This window comes from Nonomuraea sp. NPDC049158 (genome assembly GCF_040648335.1).
Classification (GTDB): Bacteria; Actinomycetota; Actinomycetes; order Streptosporangiales; family Streptosporangiaceae; genus Nonomuraea.
This window is the reverse complement of the sequence record NZ_JBEZDM010000060.1, coordinates 1-23,913: the sequence shown is the minus strand read 5'-3', so window position 1 is coordinate 23,913 and position 23,913 is coordinate 1. Positions and strand designations below refer to the sequence as shown.

The 23,913-nt window shown below is 67.1% G+C and carries 24 protein-coding genes; 9 read left to right on the top strand and 15 right to left on the bottom strand.

What is annotated here, in order from left to right; translation table 11 throughout:
• Window positions 1–4 precede the first annotated feature (4 nt).
• Window positions 5–622 carry an FMN-binding negative transcriptional regulator gene (locus AB0B61_RS54665; protein ID WP_358449768.1) on the top strand — a complete coding sequence of 206 codons (618 nt, stop codon included), beginning with the start codon at window positions 5–7 and terminating at the stop codon, window positions 620–622.
• A complete protein-coding gene (locus AB0B61_RS54660; protein WP_358449766.1) occupies window positions 619–1,683 on the top strand; it encodes a C45 family peptidase in 1,065 nt (354 codons plus the stop codon). The genes AB0B61_RS54665 and AB0B61_RS54660 overlap by 4 nt, the downstream gene beginning before the upstream one ends.
• Before the next feature lie 16 nt (window positions 1,684–1,699).
• Here AB0B61_RS54660 and AB0B61_RS54655 read toward each other — a convergent pair whose 3' ends face one another.
• A complete protein-coding gene (locus AB0B61_RS54655; RefSeq protein ID WP_358449764.1) occupies window positions 1,700–2,860 on the bottom strand; it encodes an acyl-CoA dehydrogenase family protein in 1,161 nt (386 codons plus the stop codon).
• A gap of 66 nt (window positions 2,861–2,926) precedes the next feature.
• On the opposite strand from AB0B61_RS54655, the gene AB0B61_RS54650 reads away from it, so the two are divergent.
• From AB0B61_RS54650 to AB0B61_RS54640, 3 genes are read left to right on the top strand one after another with little or no spacing between them, the layout of a single operon-like run.
• Window positions 2,927–4,372: an aldehyde dehydrogenase family protein gene (locus tag AB0B61_RS54650; RefSeq protein WP_358449762.1), complete on the top strand. Its 1,446-nt coding sequence runs from the start codon at window positions 2,927–2,929 to the stop codon at window positions 4,370–4,372.
• Entirely contained in the window at window positions 4,369–5,484 is a 1,116-nt protein-coding gene (locus tag AB0B61_RS54645) for a CoA transferase (RefSeq protein WP_358449760.1), read from the top strand. The genes AB0B61_RS54650 and AB0B61_RS54645 overlap by 4 nt, the downstream gene beginning before the upstream one ends.
• Window positions 5,481–6,176: a GntR family transcriptional regulator gene (locus AB0B61_RS54640; protein ID WP_358449758.1), complete on the top strand. Its 696-nt coding sequence runs from the start codon at window positions 5,481–5,483 to the stop codon at window positions 6,174–6,176. The genes AB0B61_RS54645 and AB0B61_RS54640 overlap by 4 nt, the downstream gene beginning before the upstream one ends.
• Window positions 6,177–6,459: 283 nt before the next feature.
• Here AB0B61_RS54640 and AB0B61_RS54635 read toward each other — a convergent pair whose 3' ends face one another.
• Window positions 6,460–7,242, bottom strand: a complete 783-nt coding sequence (locus tag AB0B61_RS54635) for a transposase family protein (protein ID WP_358449806.1) — start codon at window positions 7,240–7,242, stop codon at window positions 6,460–6,462.
• 588 nt (window positions 7,243–7,830) lie between these two features.
• Here AB0B61_RS54635 and AB0B61_RS54630 point away from each other — a divergent pair.
• Window positions 7,831–9,528: a hypothetical protein gene (locus AB0B61_RS54630; protein ID WP_358449756.1), complete on the top strand. Its 1,698-nt coding sequence runs from the start codon at window positions 7,831–7,833 to the stop codon at window positions 9,526–9,528.
• A gap of 854 nt (window positions 9,529–10,382) precedes the next feature.
• On the opposite strand, the gene AB0B61_RS54625 is transcribed toward AB0B61_RS54630, so the two are convergent.
• The 13 genes from AB0B61_RS54625 to AB0B61_RS54565 form a co-directional block, all read right to left on the bottom strand.
• A complete protein-coding gene (locus tag AB0B61_RS54625) occupies window positions 10,383–11,801 on the bottom strand; it encodes an integrase (protein WP_358449754.1) in 1,419 nt (472 codons plus the stop codon).
• Window positions 11,801–11,998 carry a helix-turn-helix domain-containing protein gene (locus AB0B61_RS54620; RefSeq protein ID WP_358449752.1) on the bottom strand — a complete coding sequence of 66 codons (198 nt, stop codon included), beginning with the start codon at window positions 11,996–11,998 and terminating at the stop codon, window positions 11,801–11,803. The genes AB0B61_RS54625 and AB0B61_RS54620 overlap by 1 nt, the downstream gene beginning before the upstream one ends.
• Window positions 11,999–12,171: 173 nt before the next feature.
• Complete coding sequence (locus tag AB0B61_RS54615) at window positions 12,172–13,350, bottom strand: DUF3631 domain-containing protein (protein ID WP_358449750.1); 1,179 nt, start codon at window positions 13,348–13,350, stop codon at window positions 12,172–12,174.
• A 23-nt stretch (window positions 13,351–13,373) separates the two neighbouring features.
• Window positions 13,374–14,300, bottom strand: a complete 927-nt coding sequence (locus tag AB0B61_RS54610; RefSeq protein WP_358449748.1) for a bifunctional DNA primase/polymerase — start codon at window positions 14,298–14,300, stop codon at window positions 13,374–13,376.
• On the bottom strand, window positions 14,287–14,493 hold the full coding sequence (locus tag AB0B61_RS54605; RefSeq protein ID WP_358449746.1) for a hypothetical protein: 207 nt from the start codon (window positions 14,491–14,493) through the stop codon (window positions 14,287–14,289). The genes AB0B61_RS54610 and AB0B61_RS54605 overlap by 14 nt, the downstream gene beginning before the upstream one ends.
• A 98-nt stretch (window positions 14,494–14,591) precedes the next feature.
• A complete protein-coding gene (locus AB0B61_RS54600; protein ID WP_358449744.1) occupies window positions 14,592–15,038 on the bottom strand; it encodes a single-stranded DNA-binding protein in 447 nt (148 codons plus the stop codon).
• Window positions 15,039–15,064: 26 nt separating this feature from the next.
• A complete protein-coding gene (locus AB0B61_RS54595) occupies window positions 15,065–15,283 on the bottom strand; it encodes a hypothetical protein (RefSeq protein ID WP_358449742.1) in 219 nt (72 codons plus the stop codon).
• Between the two features lie 140 nt (window positions 15,284–15,423).
• Window positions 15,424–17,688 (bottom strand): cell division protein FtsK, encoded by a 2,265-nt coding sequence (locus AB0B61_RS54590; protein WP_358449740.1) that lies wholly within the window; start codon window positions 17,686–17,688, stop codon window positions 15,424–15,426.
• Window positions 17,685–18,089 carry a hypothetical protein gene (locus tag AB0B61_RS54585; protein WP_358449738.1) on the bottom strand — a complete coding sequence of 135 codons (405 nt, stop codon included), beginning with the start codon at window positions 18,087–18,089 and terminating at the stop codon, window positions 17,685–17,687. The genes AB0B61_RS54590 and AB0B61_RS54585 overlap by 4 nt, the downstream gene beginning before the upstream one ends.
• Window positions 18,089–19,096: a DUF2637 domain-containing protein gene (locus AB0B61_RS54580; protein ID WP_358449736.1), complete on the bottom strand. Its 1,008-nt coding sequence runs from the start codon at window positions 19,094–19,096 to the stop codon at window positions 18,089–18,091. Before AB0B61_RS54580 ends, AB0B61_RS54585 begins: the two co-directional genes overlap by 1 nt.
• Complete coding sequence (locus tag AB0B61_RS54575) at window positions 19,093–19,476, bottom strand: RRQRL motif-containing zinc-binding protein (protein WP_358449734.1); 384 nt, start codon at window positions 19,474–19,476, stop codon at window positions 19,093–19,095. The genes AB0B61_RS54580 and AB0B61_RS54575 overlap by 4 nt, the downstream gene beginning before the upstream one ends.
• The gene (locus AB0B61_RS54570; protein ID WP_358449732.1) at window positions 19,476–19,805 is read right to left on the bottom strand and encodes a WhiB family transcriptional regulator; all 330 of its coding nucleotides are present in this window, start codon (window positions 19,803–19,805) and stop codon (window positions 19,476–19,478) included. Before AB0B61_RS54570 ends, AB0B61_RS54575 begins: the two co-directional genes overlap by 1 nt.
• A gap of 22 nt (window positions 19,806–19,827) precedes the next feature.
• Entirely contained in the window at window positions 19,828–19,995 is a 168-nt protein-coding gene (locus AB0B61_RS54565; protein WP_358339796.1) for a hypothetical protein, read from the bottom strand.
• A gap of 448 nt (window positions 19,996–20,443) precedes the next feature.
• Here AB0B61_RS54565 and AB0B61_RS54560 point away from each other — a divergent pair, with 448 nt between their 5' ends.
• The 3 genes from AB0B61_RS54560 to AB0B61_RS54550 all read left to right on the top strand — a co-directional run bounded on the left by AB0B61_RS54560 (window position 20,444) and on the right by AB0B61_RS54550 (window position 23,536).
• Window positions 20,444–21,691, top strand: a complete 1,248-nt coding sequence (locus tag AB0B61_RS54560; protein ID WP_358449730.1) for a hypothetical protein — start codon at window positions 20,444–20,446, stop codon at window positions 21,689–21,691.
• 74 nt (window positions 21,692–21,765) lie between these two features.
• Window positions 21,766–22,302: a hypothetical protein gene (locus AB0B61_RS54555; RefSeq protein ID WP_358449728.1), complete on the top strand. Its 537-nt coding sequence runs from the start codon at window positions 21,766–21,768 to the stop codon at window positions 22,300–22,302.
• Between the two features lie 544 nt (window positions 22,303–22,846).
• Complete coding sequence (locus AB0B61_RS54550; RefSeq protein ID WP_358449726.1) at window positions 22,847–23,536, top strand: hypothetical protein; 690 nt, start codon at window positions 22,847–22,849, stop codon at window positions 23,534–23,536.
• Window positions 23,537–23,913: the final 377 nt, after the last annotated feature.

Genomic DNA, 23,913 nt, shown 5'->3' with positions numbered 1-23,913 from the left:
AGGAATGTACAGCTTCCCCCGTTTCGCGGCGCCAGACCACGCGCACGTGGCGCGACTGGTGCGGACGAACCCGTTCGCGCTCGTGATCACCGCGACCGGCGGCGTGCCCGTGGCCAGTCACGTGCCCGTCATCGTGGAGAGCGGCGGCGAGTCCACGTTCGTGGGCGCGACACTGCTCGGTCACATGGCCAGGATCAATCCGCAGTGGCACGCCTGGGACCCGCCCTCCTCTGAAGCGCCCGAGGTGCTCGTGGTCTTCTCCGCCGCGCACGGCTACGTCTCGCCGACCAGCTACGCGGTCGATCCCGCCGTACCGACGTGGGACTACGCGGCCGTCCACCTGACCGGTCTGATCGAGCCGCACCCCGACCCCCTCGACGTGGTACGGCGCACGGTGGCGGAGCTGGAGTCGTCGCGGACGCCCAGTTGGCGGCCCAGCGCGGCCTCCCAGGAGGTCTTCGCCAGGATCGTGCCCGGCGTGGCGGCCTTCCGGGTGCGGGTCACGGCCGAGCAGAGCGTGTTCAAGCTGAGCCAGGACAAGGACGACGAGCAGCGACACCGCGTCCACCGCGACGCGGACGCCGCCGTCGCGGCACTGATGGACGAGGTAGCCCCCAGATGACGACGTTTCCCTCCTACACCTCCACCTGCCTCGACGCGGCGGGACGGGGACGGCAGTTCGGCGCCCGCTGGCGCGAGGCCGTACACGCCAATCTCGACGGATATCTGCGGCTGTTCGAGGTGAGCGGCGCGAGCCACGGGCGGGTCAGAGAGCTGGGCGAACAGGCGCTCGACAGCACGGCCGCGTGGGCGCCGGAGCTGGCCGAGGAGATCGCCGGCATCGCGGCGGGCTGCGGCCTTGCGACCTGGCAGGTCGCCGTCGTCAACGCGCGGACCGAGATCCTGGCCGCGCTGCGGCACGACGGCGAGGGCGAGTGCTCCACCGCCGTCGTGCTCGGCGGCGGGCTGCCGCCGCGCACGACGCAGACCTGGGACTGGCACGACCACCTGCGCGACGCGCCGGTGCTGTGGGCGTACGAGCCGCGCGAAGGGCACAAGGTACGCACCTTCACCGAGTTCGGGGTGCTGGCCAAGATCGGCGTGAACAGCGCGGGCCTGGGCGCGCACTTCAACATCCTGCGCCACGAGTCCGACCACGCGAACGTCGGCGTGCCCGTGCACGTGGTCGCGCGCCGGATCCTGGACGAGGCCACCACCCTGGAGCAGGCCACCGAGATCGCCCGATCGGCGAAGACGTCCGCGTCCACGGTCATCACCGTGGTCACGATGGAGGGGGCCAGGTCGCTGGAGATCTGCCCGGACGGCGTCGCGGTCGTCGAGGCGGACGCCGCCGGCGTACTGCTGCACGCCAACCACTTCCTGGATGGCGCGTTGAGCGCGGGGGAGCGGCTGGGCACCGAGCGGCCGGCCACGTACGCCAGGCTCGAACACCTGGAGGAGCGGACCGGCGAGCTGAGCGACCCGGACGCCACGGCCAGGGCGCGGGCGATGACCTGCCACGCGCCGGTGGCGCCCGTGTGCGCGCACGCCGACCCGGCGCTCCCGCTCGACCAGCGCTGGGAGACGCTCGCGGTGATCAGCCTGGACGTGGCCGCGGCCGAGATGCGGGTGCACAAGGGGCGGCTCTGCCAGGTCACCGCCTCGACCTGGCAGACCTTCTGAGCCCCTTCTGAGACTGTCAGTGGAAGGCGGGCACGCCGGTCAGCGCCTTGCCCAGGACCAGCGTGTGGATCTCCGAGGTGCCCTCGTAGGTCAGCACGGACTCCAGGTTGACCGCGTGCCTGATCACCGGGTACTCCAGGGTGATGCCGCTCGCGCCCAGCAGCGTGCGGCACGTCCGGGCGATGTCGAGGGCCTCACGCACGTTGTTCAGCTTGCCGGCGCTCACCTGCTCGGGGGTGAGCTCGCCGCGCTCCTTCAGCCGCCCGAGATGCACCGCCAGCAGCAGACCCTTGCCCAGCTCCAGCGCCATGTCGGCGAGCTTCTCCTGGGTGAGCTGGAAGGAGGCGAGCGGCCGGGCGAAGATCTCCCGCTCGGCCGCGTAGGCGAGCGCGGTCTCCAGGCAGTCGAGCGCCGCGCCCATCGCGCCGAACACGATGCCGAACCGGGCCTCGTTCAGGCAGCCGAGGGGCCCGGACAGGCCACGGGCGCCGGGCAGCATCGCCTCTTCCGGAAGCCGCACGCCGTCCAGCACCAACTCGCTCGTCACGCTCGCGCGCAGGGAGACCTTCCGCTTGAGATCGTGTACGGCGAAGCCCGGCGTGCCCGCCGGCACCAGGAAACCGCGGATGCCCTCCTCGGCCCGCGCCCAGACCACGGCCACGTCGGACACCGAGCCGTTGGTGATCCACATCTTGGTGCCGTTCAGCACCCAGTCGGAGCCGTCCCGCTTGGCCGTCGTCCGCATGCCCGCCGGGTCGGAGCCGAAGTCGGGCTCGGTCAGGCCGAAGCAGCCGATGCGCTCGCCGGCCGCCATCGCGGGCAGCCACTCCCGCTTCTGCTCCTCGCTGCCGTACTTCCAGATCGCGTACATGGCCAGCGAGCCCTGCACCGACACCAGGCTGCGCAGCCCGGAGTCGGCCGCCTCCAGCTCCAGGCAGGCCAGGCCGTAGGCGACGGCGCCGAGGCCCGCGCAGCCGTACCCGTCCAGGTGCATGCCGAGGACGCCGACGGAGCCGAGCGAGCGGGCCAGCTCGCGGGCGGGCAGCGCGCCCGCCTCGAACCAGTCGGCGACGTACGGCCGGATCTCCCGGTCGCACACCTGCCGGACGGCCTGGCGGATGTCGCGCTCCTCGTCGGTGAGCAGGCCGTCGATGGCGAAGAGGGCGGAAGGATGCATGTCCCAGCTCCGTATTTTGGATCCAATATTGATTATCCAATATGACACAGTTAGGGTGCGTTGACCATGGACATCCTGAACCTCGTAGACGGTCGCTGGATCGAGGGATCCGGCGCGGAGTTCGCCGACACCAACCCCGCCCGGCCGGATGAGATCGTCGCCCGCGGCCGGGCCGCCGGGCCCGAGCAGGTGGAGCAGGCGATCCGCGCGGCCCGCGACGCCGCGCCCGGCTGGCGGGCCACCCCGCACCACGAACGCGCGGCCGTGCTCACCGCGGCGGCCGCCCTGGTCGAGGAGTCCGCCGAGGAGTGGGGGCGGGAGCTGAGCCGCGAAGAGGGCAAGACCCTGCCCGAGGGCGTGGCGGAGGTACGCGGCGCGGCCAGGATCCTGCGGTACTACGCCGCCGAGGCCGACCGGGAGAGTGGCGAGATCTACGCCTCCCCGCGTCGGGGCGAGAACCTCCTCGTCATGCGCAAACCGGTCGGCGTCGCCGGAGTGATCACCCCGTTCAACTTTCCGATCGCGATCCCCGCCTGGAAGCTGGCGCCCGCGCTCACCTACGGCAACACGGTCGTCTGGAAGCCGTCCTCGCTCGTCCCGCTGCTCGCCGCCCGCCTGGCAGGCGCGCTGGTCGAGGCTGGCCTGCCCGCGGGCGTGCTCAACCTCGTGTACGGCGAGGCGGAGGCAGGCGCGGCCGTCATCGATCACCCCGGCGTGGACGTGGTCTCCTTCACCGGATCCACCGAGGTGGGCCGGGCCGTCATCGCGCGCTGCGGCGAGCTGGCCAAACCGGTGCAGACCGAGATGGGCGGCAAGAACGCCGCCGTCGTCCTGGCCGACGCCGACCTCGACCACGCCGCCGAGCAGGTGTGCATGGGCGCGTTCCGGTCCACCGGGCAGAAGTGCACGGCGACCTCCCGGCTGGTCGTCGAGGAGTCCGTCGCCGACGAGCTGCTGCGCAAGGTGGCCGCCAAGGCGGCGGAACTGGTCGTCGGCGACCCGCTCGGCGCCGGGGTGGACATGGGCCCGCTGGTCAGCGCCGCCGCCAGGGACCGGGTGGCGGCGGGCGTACGCGACGCGCTCGGGCAGGGGGCCACGGTGCTGGCCGGCGCCCGGCCGTACACCGACGGCGACCTCGCGGCCGGCTGGTTCACGCCGCCGACCGTGCTCGCGCTGCCGGGCACGGACGTGGACGTGTGGAGCAGGGAGCTGTTCGGGCCCGTCGTGGGCGCTGTGCGGGCGTCGGGCCCCGAGGAGGCGCTGCGGCTGGCCAACCGGAGCGAGCACGGCCTGTCGGCGGCGATCTTCACCAGGGACCTCGGCGCCGCCCTCCAGGCCGTCGAGCACCTCGAGGTCGGCGTGCTGCACATCAACTCCGAGTCGGCGGGCACCTTCCCCTGGGTGCCGTTCGGCGGGCGCAAGCTCAGCGGCTTCGGGCCCAGGGAGCAGGGGCGCGCGGCCCGCGAGTTCTTTACCCAGACCGTGACCGTCTACCTCGGCGCCCCCGCATGAGTGGCTCTCTCGCGGGGCTGCTGGTGGCCGACTTCAGCCGGGTGCTGGCCGGGCCGTACGCGACCATGCTCCTGGCCGACCTCGGCGCCGACGTCGTCAAGGTGGAACGCCCCGGCGCCGGCGACGACACCCGCTCGTGGGGGCCGCCGCACGCCGGGGGAGTGGCCACTTATTACCTGTCCGTCAACCGGAACAAGCGCTCGATCGCCCTCGACCTCCGTGACCCCGCCGACCTGGAGGTGGCCCGCGCGCTGGCCGCCCGCGCCGACGTGCTCGTCGAGAACTTCAAGCCGGGCACCATGGACCGGCTGGGCCTCGGCTATGACGCGCTCAGGGAGGTCAACCCCGGGCTGGTCTACTGCTCGATCACCGGGTTCGGCACGGGCAAGGGCGCGGAACTGCCCGGCTACGACCTGATCGCGCAGGCCGTCGGCGGCCTGATGAGCGTGACGGGCGAGCCGGACGGCCCCGGCACGAAGGCGGGTGTGGCTCTGGTCGACGTGATCACCGGGCTGCACGCGGGGCTCGGCGTGCTGGCCGCGCTGCGCCACCGCGACGCCACCGGGCAGGGGCAGCGCGTCTCGGTGTCGCTCCTGTCGTCGCTGCTGTCGGCCCTGACCAACCACGCCTCCGCCTACGCCGCCGCCGGGGTGGTGCCGAAGGCCATGGGGAACCGGCATCCCAGCATCGTGCCGTACGAGGTGTTCCAGGCCGCCGACCGGCCGATCGTCATCGCGGCGGGCAACGACCGGCAGTTCCGCGCCCTGTGCGAGGTGCTGGGCCGGGCCGACCTGGCCGACGACCCCCGCTTCGCCGCCAACACCGGCCGGGTCGCCGGCCGGGAGGTGCTCGTGGCCGAGCTGGGCCGGACCCTCGGGACGCGTACGGCCGACGAGTGGTTCGCCGCGCTCACCCCGGCCGGGGTGCCGTGCGGGCCGATCAACTCCCTGGACGCGGCGTTCGCCTTCGCCGCCGAGCTCGGGCTGGAGCCCCTGGCCGGTGATCAGGTGGCCAACCCCATCGGGCTCGGCGCGACGCCGCCGGAGTACCGCCTCCCGCCGCCCTCGCTCGGGCAGGACGCGGACTGGGTCCGTGAGATATTGGGGCAATGACCTCGGTAGAAGGGCACCGCAGGCCGCCCACGGCCCAGCAGTTCGTCCTGGAGGAGCTCAGGCGGGCGATCACCACCGGCCGGCTGCGTCCAGGCGACCCGATCAGGCAGGAGGCGCTGGCCGAGGAGTTCGACGTCAGCCGGGTCCCGCTGCGCGAGGCGCTCAAGACCCTGGAGGGCGAGGGGCTGGTCACGTACAAGGCGCATCGCGGCTACTGCGTGCAGCGGCTCTCGCTCGACGACCTGCGCGAGGTCTACCTGATCCGCGAGCTGCTGGAGGCGGAGGCGGTCCGCCGCGCGGTCGAACGCCTCACCGACGACGGGCTGGCGGCGGCCGAGCGCGCGCAGGCCGAGGTCGAGCGGGCCGCGGCGGCGGGTGACGTGCTGGAGATGGCCGAGGCCAACCGCCGCTTCCACATGACGATCTTCGAGTGGTCGGGGCTGCCGCGGCTGGTCCGGCTGATCAGGACGCTGTGGGACTCCACGGACGCCTACCGGTCGCTGTACTACGGGGAGGAGCCCAACCGGCAGCGGGTCATCGAGGAGCACCGCGCCACGCTCGACCTGCTGCGCCGCCGCGACACGGAGGCCGTGGTGCGCGTGCTGGCCGCCCACCGTGCCCACGCGGTGACCGCCATTGAGGAGCGGCTTGCTCCCGGTACGACCGGCGGGTTCGGCGCGGCGGACTTCTAATCCGACGGTCGCAGGTTCGAATCCTGCAGGGCGCGCTTACCTCAAGCAGCAGAAGAGAGCCTCTGACCTGCGGTAACGCGGGTCAGAGGCTCTCTTCGCGTGTCCGGCTGTCTACGGTTCTCACTGATCGTTTGCGGGCGTCCACGCCCAATGCTTGCCCACGACCCCATGCACGGTTTCGGCTAGGGCCGTCCTTGAGAATCTCGGCGGCGTGTTGCTCGGCCGCCTCTCATGACCGACGATGTCCTCACCTCTCGCCCTGGGGTGCATCAGTGAGCCCTTTTCATCCTGAGTAGCGGCCCTCTTCCACCAACTGCAGCACGAGGATCGCCTGCACGAGTGCGGTCGCGCGATGCGGGCAACAGCGCAGCTTGGTCAGTACCTTCCAGGACTTCAAGGTCGCGACCGCACGCTCGCCAATGGCTCGGATACGGGCGTGGGCGCGGTTGACGTCCCGCTGTCCGCGTGACAACCAAGGACGATGGCGATGCCGCTTGAACGGTGTGCGGATCGTGCCGCCCGCGCCTTGATAGCCCTTGTCCGCGAAGGTCTTCACGCCGGCGCTGGTCAAGGCGTCGATCAGGCCGGCCGTCCGAGCGGCTGTCACGTCGTGGGTGGCGCCCGGCAGTGCGGGCGAGGCCCACACCAGCCGCCCCATGGGGTCGGCCAGCAGTTGCACGTTCATCCCATGCTGCTTGTGTTTGCCGCTGTAGTACGGGCGCTCGTCGGCGAGACGGTCCATGGGGATGAGGGTGCCATCGAGGATGGCGTAGGCCAGTAGGGATGCGCGCTCGACGGCGGCGTGTACGTCGTCGGCCAAGGCGGCCAGCAGGTCCACGGCTTCGCGGATGTAGCGCCAGGCGGTGCTGGTGCCGATGGCGAAGCCGGCGGCCAAGCGGGCGTAGGTGTCGCCGTTGCGCAGGTGGGCAAGGACCAGCAGAGCTTGCCGGGCCGGGTTTAACTTCCGCCACCGGGAGCGGCGTTCGACCCGCCGGGTGCGGATGAGTTCGGCCAGGCGGATCAGAGTGTGGTTGGACAGCGGAATCGAGGCACGGTAAGACAGCAACGAGGCTCCCGGTTGGGGCATCGGATCTTGGTCGACTGCTGTCTTATCGGGAGCCTCCTCTCATCCGCCACCGTTCCACGCGAACCCATCTCGACCTGCGCCGTCAGGATGGAAAGAGCTCAGTGTCACTCTGGTGTGCCGTTCGGTCCTCGTGCTCACGAAGCAGTCTGTGGGGGCTTAGAACTGATGGACGGGAGCTGGGTCGGCCCTGGCCAACGTCTGCCCCAAACCAGTTCCCTGCTCAATGGCAGGCGTATGCGATACCTGCTGAATTGTTCTTGTGAGGATCAAGGGCGGCGCTCCGCGCCGCCGGCGCGGCCCTGCGCTCGGCCGCACGCTGCGCGTGCGGCCTGGAGGCCGTTCTCGCGTGCGCCGTGCTCGGGCTGCGCTCAGGGCATTCAACTGCCCTGAGCTACCAAGCCCAAGTCCAGACCGCCCTCCAGCCCGCGGGAAAGTAGTCGAAGGCGACGTTCCGAGTGAGATACAAAATAGTGCATGTGCACGCTGAAGTCCCCTGTGTAAGCCTTGGACGTCCGCTTACTTCCATACATGCACCTTACTTGTTGAAGAGATTTCGATGAGAGGCCTGTGGGTATTTTAGGCGATGGTCCTTTAAATACTACATGGATGCCAATGATCACAGAACCTGATCTCACTCCCATTGAGAAGCAGCTATGTCGAGCAGCAGCGCTCGGTCGCCTGCTCGACCTGCGTACTCGAAAGCGCGATGAAGACGACCCGAAGCAAGGACGGATATGGGGCGAGAATCGGCGGATAAGAGCGCAACTGTTGCGACAGCTATTGACAGGCCAAGGAGACCTGGATCAAAGCTTTGGTGAGCCGCTAGCTATCCGACTGCGTGGAGCTAGCGTGATCGGCGCACTAAACCTTGGCGGCCTCACCCTGCGTTGCCCACTGGATCTACGCGATTGCTTTCTTGGTGGCGGAATAGACCTGGCCAAGGCCGACGCTCCTCAAATCAGTCTACGAGGCAGCGTCCTACGCCATGGGTTGTCCGCCCGACAGTTGCGCCTGAAGCATAATCTCAACCTCAGCGGCGGTTTCACATGTCAAGGCAAAGCGGACCTCCGTCGAGTCTATATCGGTGGCAGTTTCGAAGGCGAAAGGGCAGAATTTATCAACCCTGGCGGTGAAGCGTTGACTGCCGATCGCCTGATTGTCGAAGGAAGTATGTTCCTCGCCGGCACGAGGGCGATAGGCCAGATATGGCTGTTCGGTGCCCACATCAGTGGTCAACTAGCATTCAATGATGCGGTGCTGGAGAATCCAGGTGGCGATGCACTGAACGCCCAAGGAGTGACTGTCGAAGGAGGAATGTACCTCAACGATACGGAGGTAACTGGTCGGATACTGCTGCTTGATGCCCGCATCAGCACAAAACTAGGTCTCAAGAATGCCACGCTGACGAACCCAGGCGGTGACGCCCTAGCAGCCGATGGGCTAACAGTCGAAACTTTGTCCCTAATTGGTGCGAATGTAACTGGTAAAGTGAAGTTGCCTGGCGCCAAGATTGGCGGTCAATTGACCTTCGAGGGTGCCATCTTGGAGAATTCCGGCGACGATGCACTAATCGCATCAAGGGCGATCATCGGAGATGTGGACATGCGTCCAGCAAGTATCGCTGGAGGCATCGATATGTCCCATGCTCGCGTAGGCGGATGGCAAGATGACATGCACACCTGGCCAACATCTGTACATTTGGATGGCTTTGTTTACGAAACGATCGATGCCTCAGGAGTTACCTATCGACAGCGATTGGATTGGTTGAGCCGTGAACAAGATGGCTACCTCCCTCACCCTTATGAACAACTGGCTACGGTATACCGCCGCGCTGGAGATGAGCAGGGCGCCCGCATGGTCGCTATAGCAAAGCAACGAGCCCGTCGCCGCGCCCAATTTTCCAATTCGTGGCTTCAATGGCCTAGCCAGGCGTGGAGTTGGTTTCTGCGCTACACGATCGGTTATGGCTACCGGCCCACCCTTGTCCTCCCATACCTCGCCACGCTGTTCGCCCTCGGCTGGTGGATCTTCTCGCGCGCTTACCCTTCTCATGTGCATCTAGCCAAGAGCGCAGCTGGGCAGCGCCAATTCAGCCCTAGTCGCTACAGTCTTGACTTGCTTCTGCCGGTCGCCAACCTCCATGAACGAGATGCATTCGTCCCGTGTGGCTATGCCGCCTGGTGGGCCTTCGGGCTCAGCCTTTCGGGTTGGCTACTAGCAGCCGTGGTGGTCGCCGGGCTTACGGGCGTGTTCAAACGCGGATAAGCTGCACTCAGGCTATCTGCAGGAGTGCAATAAGCCACTTGGATCAAGTTTTGGCTATCCTCAATAGCGCATGCGACTTTGAAGGCCGTCAATATGCCAGCAGCCGACATACGTCGTCATCGTCATCAAGGACCGGCGCCAACCATGCGCCTCCCTCCCAAGCTCTTCATCTAGCCGTACCCGGCGCACCATCGACAACGAACTAGCCATGCCGCCAATCTCCCAGCGAGGCATCCCGCTGATCGAGGCAATAGCCAGCCTCCACCCGGGGGCACTCCGGCTCCGGGATGATCGCCAAGGACATGCTCATTGCCGTCGGTCTGCAAGTGGCTGAGGTAGGGGCGCTCATCCCGTCCGCCATCGACCCGGGACAAGCCGAGCGGGGCAGGGCCAGGGGGTCAAGGTCGTTCGTCCAGCAGGGCGCTCCACCTTGACCCCCTGGCCCTGCCCCGCTTCCCCTACGAGCGGTCGACGACAGACGGGATGAGCAGGCCGGCGAACTGTGCGCGTCCGCGCAGCTGACGAGCCAGTTCGGGTTGCAGTTTGGGTTGCAGTTCACCGCCGTACCATGCCATTCCAGGTAGACCGTCGGGCCGCGTTGGTCCAGGTTGAACCGCATTGAACGGCCAAGATCCGAGCTGCCAATGCGGTTTGGGCATTCGCGTCGAGGTGTGCGCAGACGGGCTGCGCGTTCCATGATCCCGAACATATACGGAACGATTCCCTTAAGAGCCTCTGAAATGCGCAGACACAGGCCAGAGACTCTCTTCATGTGTCCGGTTGGTTGCGGCTCTCGCTGATCGGTCGCGGGAGTCCACCTTCAACGCTTGCCCACACTTCCGCGTGTGGGCCGGTTATGGCTCGTCGTCTTTGAGGGCCTCGGCAATGCGCCGCTTGGCGGCCTCTTCCTGGCCGACGATGCACTTGGCGTAGATCCTGAGCAGGACTTCGACGCTGTGGCCTGCCCACTCGGCTACTTGGGTGGCAGGGACACCTGCGTTGAGCCAGGTGGAGACGCAGGCGTGGCGGAGATCGTAGACGCGCTTGGCCAGCGGTGAGCGTGCCTCTCGCGGCGTCAGGGCGTTCTCGCGAGCTCTACGCCAGGCTCGGCAGTAGGTGATGCTCGGCAGTTCTCCTCCTCGCACGCCGGTGAAGAGCCGTCCTTCGGGGCCGGTGTCGAACTCGGCGAGATGGGCGCGGAGGAGCTTGGTAAGGGCGGGCGGACACGGGATCGTCCGAGTCTGGCCTTTGGCGCGGTGCTTGAGCGCGCGTTCCTCGCGCAGACTGCCGTCGTCGGTCCATTCCCGGCCGGCGAACGGCGCGGCGTTGGCAAGATGTAGTTCTCCCCAATCGTCGGCGGGTTCTTCCATCTCGCCGGTCTCCTCGTTTCTGATGAGATCGGGGATGAGCACGTTGTCCCCTCTGAGGTTGACGGCTTCCTCGGGGCGTAGAGCGGTGTAGTACATCACCGCGAAGAACGCCACCAGTCGCTGCCCGCTCGGCTGCTGCTTTCCGACCTCGGCGAGCAGGTGGCGCGCCTGTGCGTGGTTGATCACGCTGCGCTTGTCCACCTCGTACGTGACCTTGGGCGGCTTCCATTTCAGCGACTTGATCGGGTTGGTGGTCAGCAGCTCCAGCTCTATGGCGTAGTCCAGGGCGTTCTGCAGGATGGTCTTGTTCCTGCGGATCGTGCTTGTGGCGGCGGGCTTGCCATCCAACCGGGTGTTGGCGACATCGAGAACGGCGCGCAGCGTGGCGGGCTCTGTGAGTGCGGAAACGGGCAAGGTGTTCTTGGCAAGCCAGGCAAGTACCTGAGCGGTCTCCTCGGAAGCCTCGGCACGCTGTTTGGTGTTGAACGCCCATCGGCGCGTGGCGGTGCGGAGCGCGAGGTCGCTGGGCTTGCCTTTGTTGCTGGCGAGCATGGCTGGTGTGGCGGCGGTGAGCGCGCGGGCTATGTCTTGGCGGTACTTCGCCGAGGCCGCCTTCCACTTGAAATCGGCGAACTTACAGGCGAACTCGTACCAGGTCATTTCCGGTTGCTGAGTGCGCCCCCACTTCGCGGGTTCGCCTGTGACCAGGTCGAACGCTTCTCCCTCGCGGGCGGCGGTGACGAGGCTGCTGCGGTAGGCGTCTGCCTGGGCGCTCTTCTGGAAGGTCTTCTTCCATTCCTTTCCGGCGGTGGACCAACGGACGCGGTAGGACGTGACCTTGCCCGACGTGTTCTTGCGGACCTCGGTCTTATAGAAGCGCACGTCGTAGGTGGTGTTCTTCATCAGGCGGCGTCCTCTCGGGCGTTGAGCCAGTTGTCAAGGTCGGCGAGGCGGATGCGGAGTGAGCCGTTGGGGAGGGTGACGCAGCGCGGGGCACGGCCCTTCTGCCGCCAGTCATAGAAGGTGGACCGGGAAATCTGGAGTTCGGCGCAGACCTCCGGGACGGTGAGCATCGCGCGGAGGCGGGTGACGGTGGCCATGGGGCGCGTTCCTTCCGGGCATGTGATCGGTGCGGGTCGATGCCACGGCGGTTGTGCTTGGCGGCTGGTCGCCGAGGGTGCTCATAGGTGGTTGTGGAGGGGTGAGCCGTCCCAGCCGTCCCAGGGTCATTTCCGCAGGTCAAGCCTGGGACGGCTTGTTTTGGTGGGACGGGTCATGCCGTCCCGGCGATGGGAGCCGTCCCGCTCTGACCTGCGGTGACGAGGCTGGGACGGCTGGGACGGCCCTCCCTGTCGATCGGCACGACATCGGCCTCTGGGATGGGGCCGAGGGTGGGGCAGTAGCGTGCCCAGGAGTCGGCGAAGTCGGCCCGTTGGTAGCCCTTGGCCTGCATGCCGATGGGGAAGCGGATGTTGGCTGAGCGGATGTCGTACTCGCGCAGCATCGTGCCGAGCTTCATTGCGGTCAGTCCGGCTGGGCCGTGGTCGGCCCATTCGCTTTCGGGGTCGCTTTTGAGTCGCTCCAGCAGGACGGCGGTGGGTAGGGCGGTGTCGGGGCCGAACGCGGTGCGGCAGGCAGCGAGCAGTCGCACGCGGGCCGAGGTCTGCCCGTTGTCGTCAGCTTCGGCGGTGAGCGTCAACGTGGCGGTGCGGGCGCGATCCGGCCAGTTCTCCCCCGCGTGGTCAGCAACGATGACGAGGGGTTCCCAGGTGTCGGCGGCGCGGTCTTCTACCGGCATGCTGGGTTCTGCCGCTTCCAAGACGGACAGGTCAGCGCGGAGCCACAGGTTCAAATCGGCGGCCAGATCACGCAGCGCGGGCCGGTCACGGCGGTGCCTGTAGGGGGCCGCGTTCTCGCCGGGCGCGCGGCGGCGCATGCGGATGACGACGGCGCGGTCTTCGATGGTGTCGGGCATGGCGCCGATGCCGGCGAGTGCGGCCATGGCGAAGGTCGGGATGCTTTCGACGCGGTTGGTGGCGGCGTCGTAGCGCTTGGCTGGGCGGTTGCGCTGGTGTCCGGCGTTGAGCAGGCCGCGGAGGTCTTCGTTGCCGTCGGCCTTGGGGCCGAAGATGGTGTCGGCCTCGTCCACGAGCATGGTCGGGGGGTCCTCGGTGATGGAGCGGTAGACGGCGGCGCTGGAGGAGTTGACGGTGATGAACGGCTCGTGGCAGGTGGCCTCCACCACGTCCAGGAGCCGGGACTTGCCGCAGCGCTTCTCCGGACCTCGGATGACCAGGCGGGGCGCGTGCGCCCAGGCGGGCTGGGCGTGGGTGGCGGCGATCCAGAGGGTTACGGCGTCAGCGGTCTCGGGACTCGGCAGAATGACGTAGCGAGTGAGCGCGGCGCGTAGTCGGTCGAGCAGAGCGGCGCCGTCAGGTGTGCGGTCGTTCATGGCTGGTGCTCCTTGCGTGGTGTTCATGCGGCCCTGCAACGGCGTGGTTGGGCTTTCATGCCTGCGGACAGGCCCGAGGCGATGACGGCGGCGATCTCGCGTGGTGAGTTCGGGTCGCCTTCGGCGTTCGCGGACTCGGCGGCGGACTGGAGGGCGGTGATGACCACCTCGGCGGGCAGCACGCCGCGTGTGACGAGCTGGCCGAGGTTGAAAGCGGCGGTGTTGAGCGCGCGGTTGCGGGTGCCGCGTCGGGCGGTGGCCACGCGTTCGATCTCGCTGCATAGCGCGGCGTCGCCGTACCGATTCAGGCGGTGGCTGGGCAGGCTGGCCAGCAGATCAGCAGCGCTGAGCGAGGGCGGCGCGGCGGGTGCGAGCGCCTTGGCGAGCCAAGCCGGGAGCGGTGCGGGCGGTAGGTCGTGAATGATCTCGTAAGGGCCGGTGCCGTCCGGCTGAGTGACGTGGCTCCCAGGGCCGACGACGTAGCCACCGCAGGCTCGAGTGTCGATCAGCCAGCCGAGTCCGCCCTTGTGACCTGCGCTGTTGCGCAGCCATAGACCATCAGGCGGGGTGAAGTAGAGATGCGTGCCGCCGCGCCGAGTGCGGACGGCAAAGGTGTCGTCGGGGTATGGCTGGCCGTGCTCAGCGCACAGCAGGCGGAAGACGTGCTCTCCGTTCTGCGGGTGATACTGGGCGAGGCCGGCGGGCGGGCGGTCGCAGGGCTTGGGCTGGTCGAGGTCGATCACGACCAGCCGGGACGGGCCGCAGGCGATGCCGATGTTGTACGGTCGGCGCGGCCAGAAAGCGGCGATGCGGTCGGTGTCTGTGGTGGCGTGTCGCTCCCAGTCGGTGAAGCCACGCAACGGCTTCTTGCCGCGCGGGGTGAGCGGGAAGACGCACCAGCCACGGGCGGCGGCCTGCAGGGCGGCGCGGGTTAGGTCAGGCCACCCCATTGGACGCCTCCTTGGCCGCAAGGAACTGGAGGCGGTAGCCCTCGGCAGGGACGTGCATGAGTGCGTCCAATGGGGTGGCGGCGTGCTTGTCGAGCGTGAGCCGACCCCGGCCGAGGTGGTTGAGGTCTTCCAGGTGCGGGCGCGGTGCGGTCGTTCGGGTATAGCGGTGGGAACGGGTGCTGGTCGATGCCATGCTGGCAGTGCCTTTCCTCGTGCTCGGGGTGGGTGGCCTCGGCGGTTGTGCTTGGCGGCTGGTCGCCGAGGCCGTATCTCGGTGATGCGTGGGCGTGGCTAGAACGGCGGCTTGTCGCCCGTTGCTGCGGTGGTGGCCCATGCGTCTGGCGCGGTGCCGTGGTGGCTGGTAGGGGCTTTGCGGGCCGCTCTGGCGGGTTTGGCGGTGGCAAAGCGCAGGGACGGGCCGATCTCGTCCACGGTCATCTCGAAGACGGTGCGGTGTTCGCCCTCGTGGGCTTCGTAGGTGCGCATCCGGAGCTGTCCAGAGGCGATGACGCGGATACCTCGGGTGAGGGATTCGCAGACGTGCTTGCCGAGGTCGCGCCAGGCCGAGCAGCGCATGAACAGGGCCTCGCTGTCTTCCCACTGCTCAAGCTGCTTGTTGTAGGTGCGCGGGCTTGAGGCGATGGTGAAGGTGGCGACGGCCGTACCAGTCTGGGTGAAGTGGAGTTCGGGGTCGTTGGTCAGGTTGCCGATGATGGTGATGGTGGTCTCGCCGGACATGGCGGGTTTCCTTCCTTGGGACTGGGTCAGTGGGTGCCGTCGCGGTACAGGCGGCGGAGGTAGACGTAGAGCTGCCAGCCGAGGCGGGGCCGCATGCCGGTGCCGTTACAGGCGCGGCAGGTGCGGTTCTTGCCGCCGGGGCGGCATCGGATGCAGCGGCCCCAGGGCCACGCCAGGCAGATGATGATGTAACTGAGAGTGATTGACGGTAGGCAGACTGCTAGAAGAGTGATGGCAGTGGCCATGTGGGTCTCCAGGGCCGTTTTCCAGAGTTTTCGCATGTCAGGGTCTAGGCGCTAGATCGCAGGTCGGGTGCCGGTTTGGGCTCTAGGCGGGCCTCTAGACCTAGAGGGGTCTGCCTCTAGGTCTAGAGGCGATCAGGGCCTTAGGAAGCGGCGCTGGACCCTCTACCGCGATCACGGTGTGTAATAGCGGTGGTAATGTCGTCTCTGGCTACGCCGATGCGGTTCGCGCCCTTGCCGCCGCTCTCGGGCGTGCCCCAGACCTGCATGGTCTTGATGGCGTACGGCTTGAGCGCGGTGGTGAGCTGGGCCGTCTTCGCGCCGCCCTCCAGGCGCGCCCACGGGCCGTAGATGTCGGGCCGCAGTTCGGCGAGGCGATCCACGATTGCCTCGTTCCATACCTTGGTCTCGGACGGCGGGACCACGGCGAGGATGTCGGCGAGCAGGTCGAAGGTGGGCGCGTGCTGCTCGGGCGTCTCGCCGAGGGCGTGCCCGCTCAGTGCTCCCGTGCTGGCCCGTAGCGCGTGGGCGCGGTCGGCGATGCGTTGCGTGGCGGGCGTGTCCAGGTAGGCGGTGCGTACCACCTTGGGCATTGGGGTTGCGCCGAGCAGGTAGCCGATACCGGCGTCCACCTTGGGCTGGAACACCGTGGCGCGGATGCCGTTCTTGTAGGCGGAGGTGCCAAGGATCATGTCGTTTTCGAGCTGGCCGGCGACTCGCAGGCAGAAGCGGATGGTGACGTTGGCGCTGATGCCGGTGGGCAGGCTGTCCTTGTCCGGGCGCTGGGTGGCCAGCACGAGGATCACGCCGAGGGCGCGGCCGAGCTTGATGATGAACTCGGCGTCCTCGCCCGCCTTGTCGCCGTACTCGGCGTGGGCGAACAGATTCTGGCATTCGTCGAAGATGGCAACCAGTGGATGCAAGCCCAGTGAGCGTTTGTCGGCGATCTGTCGGGTGACCTTCTTGTCCGGGCACAGATCGGGCGGCAGGGCCTTGAGGGCGGCGGCGCGGCGCATCACCTCCTTGCGGAGCAGCGCCAGAGAGTTGGCGGCGTAGCCGATGGCCTCGTCCTCGATGCCGGAGACATAGCGGTGGCAGTTCTGCTCGTGCGGGTCGAGGTCGCCGGTGCCCTTGAGCTCGTGGATCCACAGTTCGGCGGTCGGGTCGAGGGCCGCGCCGGAAGCCAGCACCCGTACCGAGGCGGTCTTGCCCTGGCCAGGCTGCGAGCCGATCAGGATGTTCTGCTCAACGAGTGGTACGACGATGGCGCGGCCTCGCGGGTCGCAGCCGAACGGGATGCCCTTGAAGACGTCATGCGAGCTGGCCTTGAGCAGCGGGGACTTGATGACGGTCTTGGACAGGTCCTTGTCTCCCACCCACAGGATCAGCCGTCCCTCGTGGATGGTCGAGTCGCCCTCGGGCCAGATGCAGCCCAGCGGGCGGCGTAGCGCCGAGGCCATGCGGTCGCGCTTGTCCATTACGTCGGCCACGGTCACGCCGTACGGCAGGTCGATGTCCGCTCGCCAGCCGGGGCCGTCGCGGGTGATCGGGGCGACGAACCGGATGGCGTCCTTGGGGTTCTTGGCGATGGCCTGGTTGATGCCGGCGATGCCGAGCACGGTCAGGGAGCGGATGACGATGTCGCTGGTCAGCTTCTCCACCGTGGATGACACGACTGCGCGGTTGATCAGCGGGCGGTCGGCGGGTTTGCCGAGGATGCCGAGTGTGGCGATGGCGACTGCGAGCGCCATCCACTGCACGGGGTTCGTCTGATCGGTCACGATGAGGCCTGCGATTAGCAGCGTGACGAGGGCGGTGATGGAGATCAGGGTGCGTAGTCGTACGCGGGAGTCACGTTGTCTGCTGAGCTTCAGGTACGCCTCGGGGTCGGCCTTCTGGACGGCGGCCAGTCGTACCGGCTCGCCTTCCAGGTCGAAGGTCCATTTGATGACGCCGCCCACCAGGCGCAGGAACCCGCGCGGGGCGCGTGCGGTCAAACGTCCGCCGTACAGCGGCACGCGGCAGGCCTGGTACCCGGCCACGTGCAGGTAGTGGAGGCCGATCCATTTGACGGTCTCGACGGCCTCGGTGCGAGAGCGTAGCCACAGCGGGACGATCGGCTGTCGGGTGCGCGCCTTGGCCTCCAGCGCGGTCCGCCAGTCCGCTGCGGTCGGACCGGATTGGTCGACGCGGACGACCGCGCCTTCCAGGACCGGTCCGGCCGCGTTCGCGGGGCCGTCCTCGGTGTCCTGCTCGGACCGGTCGGCGGGACTGTGTGGCTGACGTCCCGCGCGGGCGGCGTCCAGGTGGACGATGTCGGCGTCCTTGCCGTTCTCGTGGTCCGGGGCGGCGGACCGGTCCGGGTCCTTGTCGTCCTCGTGGTTGGGGTTGTCCTGCTGGTGGGTCATGATGTGTGCACCTCGTTTGACTTGCTGGTCGCGGGGTCCTGGGGCGCGGTCGTTGTCTTGGCGGATGAGGCCGCGCCCCATGTGGCGGTCAGGGACGATGCGCGGTCGGACCGCTGGTCGTCCGGTCGGTCTGCGGGCTTTTCGATGGCGGTCGGGGTGTGCGGTCCGTCCGCTTCGGTGATGCCGAGTTCGGCCCGCCAACTGGCGGCGAGCAGCTCGGTACGGTCCTCCGGGAACGGGCGCTGAGTCAGTAGTTCGGCCAGCAGCATGGCGGTGATGGCTTGGTTGCGGTCGAAGGTGCGTCCGGGGTAGCCGGTGACGCTCCAGCGGCGGCCGCTAAGTTCGGCCACGTTCGGGCAGTCGTCCGAGGTCATGTGTGTGTCAGTGATGCTCAGGGTCATCAGGCGGCCTCGTCTTCGCGTACGGACGGCGTCTGGTCCGCGGGGCCTTCCGTCTTCAGGTGGGACAGGAGCGCTCCGGCACGGTCGGTCGAGATGCTTTGTCCTTGGCGGCGGATGGCGTCTCGAAGGCGGTCACGGGTCAGGGGCTCGCCTTGTGCCTTGAGATCAGCGGCGACGCGTCGTCCGAGGGGGACGAGGTCGCCCACGTTCGGCGTCGGCGGCGGGGTCTTCTTGGCGCGGGGGCGGTTGGAGGTGGGGCGCTTGCGCGGCGCGGGCGGCAAGGCCGGGGGGACGTTCGCCTGATCGATACGTACGGCTTCCGCCTTCACCGGGATGTTCTTGGGCGTGAGTTCGCCGAGGTAGTACAGGGCTCGCTCGCGGCGGGTGGCCTTCCAGCGCCAGAGCAGGCCGTACCGGTCCTGTAGCTCTGTCTTGGCCAGGATGTGTTCACGCTCGCGGCCGAGGGCCTCGGGGTAGCTGCAGATCTCCCACAGCACCATGCGGCGCCAGAGCGCGACGGTCGCCATCGGGGCCAGCAGCCAGCGTGAGCGCCGGATTCCGTCCATGTGGTCGGGCTTGGCCAGGTCGGCGCGCTTGCGGATGACGTGGGCACCGACCTCTATGGCGATGACCCACAGCAGCGGGAGAAGCGCGTGGGCGACTACCGCGAACCAGTCGGTAGAACCCGGGGCGCTGAGGTAGGCGGCCACGTTGAGGTAGACCGTCGCGCCGGTCAGCGCCCACGGGATGAACCGCAGCCAACTCACCCGCATGCCGAGACGGGCCAGCACGATATCGAGTGCCGAGAACACGGCGATGCCTAGGTCGATGCCGAGCGGGACCGTCCAGGCGAACCAGCCGAATGAGGGGCCGGCGGCGCGAGCGACGCGCTCGAAGCTGTTGATGAACCCGAGCAGGCCGAGCGCGCCGGTAACGGCGGCGGTGACGGATACGGCTGTCCGCTCGCCCTCGGTGAGGGGGCGCGGTGCGGTGGTGCAGGCGCTCATGCGGCTACCTCCTCCGCACAGTCGAGGCAGGTGCCGAGGTGGCGCGGCAGCACGTATCCGACGTCCGTCAGGCACTCCGGGCAGGTACGGCGGGTGGCGTTCGCCTTCGACAGGGCGACACGCTGGCGGAGGGTCGCGGTGCGCTTGGGCAGGGCCAACCGCACGTCGTACAGGTAGGCGGCGCGGACGCCGGGTGCACCGTAGCGGCGGGAGCACCACAGCACTTGGGCCTGAACTCCCTGGCCGCCAGGGCGCAGCCCTTCGGCGGTGAGCTGACGAAGGGTGCGCAGGTGCGGCGGGGCCATCTTCCACGGGTAGGTGGGGATGCTGTACCGGTCGCCGGTCGGATCCCAGAAGCGGGAGCGGATACGGCTCGTCATCAGGCCACCTCCAGGTCTTCCACCTCGGCGGCGTGCGCGGCTATCTCTGCAGGCGTCTGACCCGCCCAGATGCCCGTGGCCGGGCGCGTCTCCAGTGCGTAGAGCGCGCAGAACAGCAGGGCCGGGCAGGTACCGCAGACCTCGCGGGCGACGGCCTCGCGGGCGGCGCGCTCCTCGGTGCTCTCGATCGTGAGCCGCAGGCCGGTGTGCAGTTCGGGGTCGTAAGTGCATTCGGGAAGCGGCGTTTCGCCGTCCACTCGCCAGGTGGCTTCGACTTCGGCGAGCGACATGCGCGCCGGGTGGATCGGGCGGTTGGTGTTGTGTGCCACTGGTGGGTCTCTCTTCCTGCGGTTAGTTGCTGACGGTCTGGACGAACCGTGCGAACGACTCGGAAGCGCTCATGACCAGGTGCGCCGCCGCCTTGACCACGGTCGCCGCGCCCTCGGGGTCCTTCAGGGCGTAGAGGGCGGCGCAGATCGTGAGGACGGTGGGGAGCACCTTTCGCGGACGGACAAGCATGTTGAGCCCTCTCGGTTCGAGAACATGCGAGCAGGTTCTAGGAGACATAGAACATGTACAGTTACGGAGAGTCAAGTCCTAGGCACCGACTGTCTTGGGTTCCTGCGGGCCTCGCCTCGCTCGTTCCTGCTGACTCAAGCCTTCCTCGCGGCGCGCTCCGGCAACACCGTGATCGCCCCCGGGACTGAAAGCGCAGGGGGTGCTTTACGGGGGTGATCTGGCCCCCGACCTGGAGAAACGCGCAACGCAGATTTATGGAATTCGAGCCACGGAGGCCCCGTCCACGCCATGATTACAAAGGCTCGGAAATGCGGAGGTGAAAGTGTCCCGAATGCCCAATGTGGCGCTGGCACAAGCTATGCGGCGCGCAGATTGCTCAAATTCGGGACTTGCCTCACGAGTACGACAAATTGCCGACGAAGACGGCATAAGCGTGAGTTGTACACATGTGGACGTCAAACGCTGGCTCGATGGCGTGAAGCCTCGGCCGGCCACTGCACGGTTCATCGCCGAGGCCCTCAGCCGGAAGGCTGGCGTGACGTTCTCGCTGGACGATGTCGGCCTGGCCGGCGTCGTCACCCCGGAGACGCTTGAGGCCACACTCGCCCATGGTGGTGGCATCTCTGAGGTCGGAAGTCTGCTGCTGGGCCTTACTCGACGAGACCTAGCCGACGATCCTGTTGCCCTGCAATCCGTCGTCGTACCGGACGCTTGGGGAGAGTCCCTTATCGCGTGGTTGTTGTCGCGTCCTGAGCCTCTCCAGGAAAGAGAGAATGCTCGGCCATCCGTTGGCGAGTGGGACGTGCACGCAATCCGTGCGACCACCGAAATTTTCGCCAACATGGGTTTCCAGTTCGGCGGAGGGCACGCCCGAACTGCTCTTATCCAGTACTACAACCGCGAAGTCGTACCAATGCTCGATGGCAAGTTCAGCGAACCCGTAGGACGCTCGCTGTACGAGGCGGCTGCGGAGATCACCGAGTTGGTCGCCTGGACGGCATATGACCTCGGACGGCACGGCCTCGCGCAGCGGTACTTCCTCCAGGGATTGCGCCTCGCACAGGCTTCGGGCGACCGCATGATGGGCGGCCTGCTGCTCGCCGACATGAGCCATCAAGCGAACTACCTCGGCCGGTACAACCAGGCCATCCAACTCGCCCGCGCCGCCCAGGAAGGCTGCAAGGACATAGCCACCGCCACACCCATGGCGTTGTTCTACGCGATGGAAGCGCGAGCCCACGCAGGCAACGGCGACGAGGCTCAGTGCGCCCGCGCCCTGCTCCAGGCAGAGAAGTTCTTCAGCAAGCGCAGCGTGGACGACGACCCGCCGTGGTCTCGATACTTCGACGCGGCGGAACTCGCCAGCGAGGGAGCGCACTGTTACCGCGACCTCAGGATCCCGTCACAGGCCATGGAGTTCGTAGGCCAGGCCGTCGATCTCTGCGACCCGATGTACGTGCGGACGCTCGCCTTCGACCGCCTGGTGCAGGCGGCGAGCTACGGCCACATGGGACAGCCGGCGAGGGCCGCCATGGTCGCGCTTGAAGCCATCAATCTGGCCGGGCCACTCAAGTCCGAGCGCTACCTGCGATACATCCGAGACCTCAGAACCGATCTCGTGGGCTACGAGTGCGAAGCCTCGGTTCAGGCGTTCAACACCCTGGTTGCCGAGAAGTACCCGTCACTCGGCGCCTAATTGAGGCTGTGTCCGACCGATCACTTCTGCCGGTTCGACGGACCAGTCACTCGTGACGAGTTGCGTCTGCGACCTTGACGTTCGTGGTCGCCGTCGGGCGATCATGGTGCATGACTCGCGCTCTGTCGACGCCGCCCGTCATTCCCTCCGGCTCCTTCGCCGGCTCCCAACAACCCGTGCTCGATGGATTCCCCGTCCCCGGGCGCACCGACAATCATTTCATTGTAGATCCCGCCAAGTGGGACTTCTACGCCATGGATGCTTATCGGCTCGCAGGCGAAGACTCTCTTGCCGTCATGCATGCGAATGAAGTACTGGCAAGCTCAGTAGCACCAGACGGAACCATCCGCGCTCCAATGCGTATGGCTGAAGCCAAACTCACTCTAGGTGTAGCGGCTGCGCGAGACGGGAACCTCGAAGAAGCCATCTCGCTGGGGCGGGAAGCAACGGAGTCCGGCAGGAAATCCATTCCTTCTCTTCTCATGGTCGCCGGGGAGCTAGATGCTGTACTTGAGCAGCGCTTCCCGGACGAACCTGAGACCGAAGAGTTTTGCGAACTGCTGCGATCCCTCCGCTCCGGCTGTCGCATCCGGCGATCCAATTCCCTGTGAGAACTTTCTTCTCATACTCAAGGCGGCCCGCACGCGGGCCGCACGCGCCGACGACTCGGGCGCCCGCCCTTCACTCCCGCTGGCGCTCCCGCTCCGGGACGGGCTGGGTAGCCCGGTCGTCTGGCGCGGACAGCGAATAGGGGCCGCCAGGCGACAGCACACGGAGGAAAATGTCGGGCTGATCTGGGCCAGCCGCCGCGCGGCCACACGTGGTGAACGCCTCCGGCGGGGGCACTCCGGCTCCGGGATGGACGCTGGCGAAACGCGCGGGCGGTGGGGTGGCTGGGCTTGTCCATCCCGTCTGCCGTCGACCCAGGCGAGCCCAGCAGACCGCCTCCTCCGCCGCAAGCCCAGCCGTGCAGGTCTGTGCACACGCTCGGCACGCGTCAAGCCGGGCTTGCACCTCCGTCACCGGCCCGCTCTATCTCGCGACGGGTCGACGGCAGACGGGATGACGTCTGAGATTAATTATGCCTATGTGTCTTCGTTTGAGCGTGTGTACAGTAGTCCAACGACTACGATGTGTGATCAACCGGGAGGAAAAATGAGCATTGACACAATTTCGGCCCTGCTCAGTGCTGTCGGTACTGTCGCGGCGGTGGTAGTAGCACTTTTCCTCCCCGGATGGCAGCGGGCAAAGCTACGTCCGATAGTGACTCTTGAATTCGATCGAACGTCTGAGGACATCGCCGTTCACGAGAGCCCCCCTTGGGGTAGCGTCTGGATAAGACTCCGAGCTACTAACAGGCCAGGGCGAGAGACGGCAAGAAAAGTTCGGGTGATTGTCTCCAAAGTGGAGCCTGAGGAGGGATCCGTATTGCCTGAGAACACACTTGCCCTTCGGGAACTCTCATGGTCGGAGGTCAGGACGGGAGAACTTGATCTTCCGGCTGGGATGCAACGTCGAATAGACGTCGCTCATGTTGAAAAGAAGCGAGCGGCAAAGAGGAATTTGGTCACTCCTTGGCCGGATCTTGGCATGGGTTTGGCTGGGTGGCCTCAGCGTTATGATGGGCGCGATTATTTGGGGGAGGGGGCGTTTCGGATCAAGCTAACTGTCGCAGGCGAAAATTTAGATGCTTCTGAATGGGAGATACGCATCTCCTTCAAAAAGGTCGGCCTGTCCAACAAGTCATCGCTGGCGAGAATCCGGGACGCCATAGAAGTGTCTGATCCTGTACTTGTATCCAGAGAGACTTCGCTACGCCGCCGCCGATGGCTTGCGGACGGCTAGATGTGGTCGAGATTGACACTTAATCGTCAGACTGAAGAGCAGGGCCTCTGACGCCTAATTGTCGATGGCGGAACTATCAGGGCACATCGGGGGCACATCAGCGCGAGAGCTGCTCAGAAGCGCTGAGAACTGGCGAGATCTCAGCAGCAGGTCAAGCGGTATGTCCAGTACATCAGCCCAGTTCAAAGCGGGGCAGGCACAAGACCCGGCCTACAGGTCGACTCGTCACGTGGGCGGGTTAGTCCTGTGCCAGGGCCGTGATTAGCCGAGTCCCCAAAGGGGCAGGGCCGAAGCGTTCTCAGGTCGTGAGACCGAGTAGGTGCATGCCATCGGCTGGGTGGCTGCGGTAGTAGTCGGCGGCGGAGGCGATGTTGGTC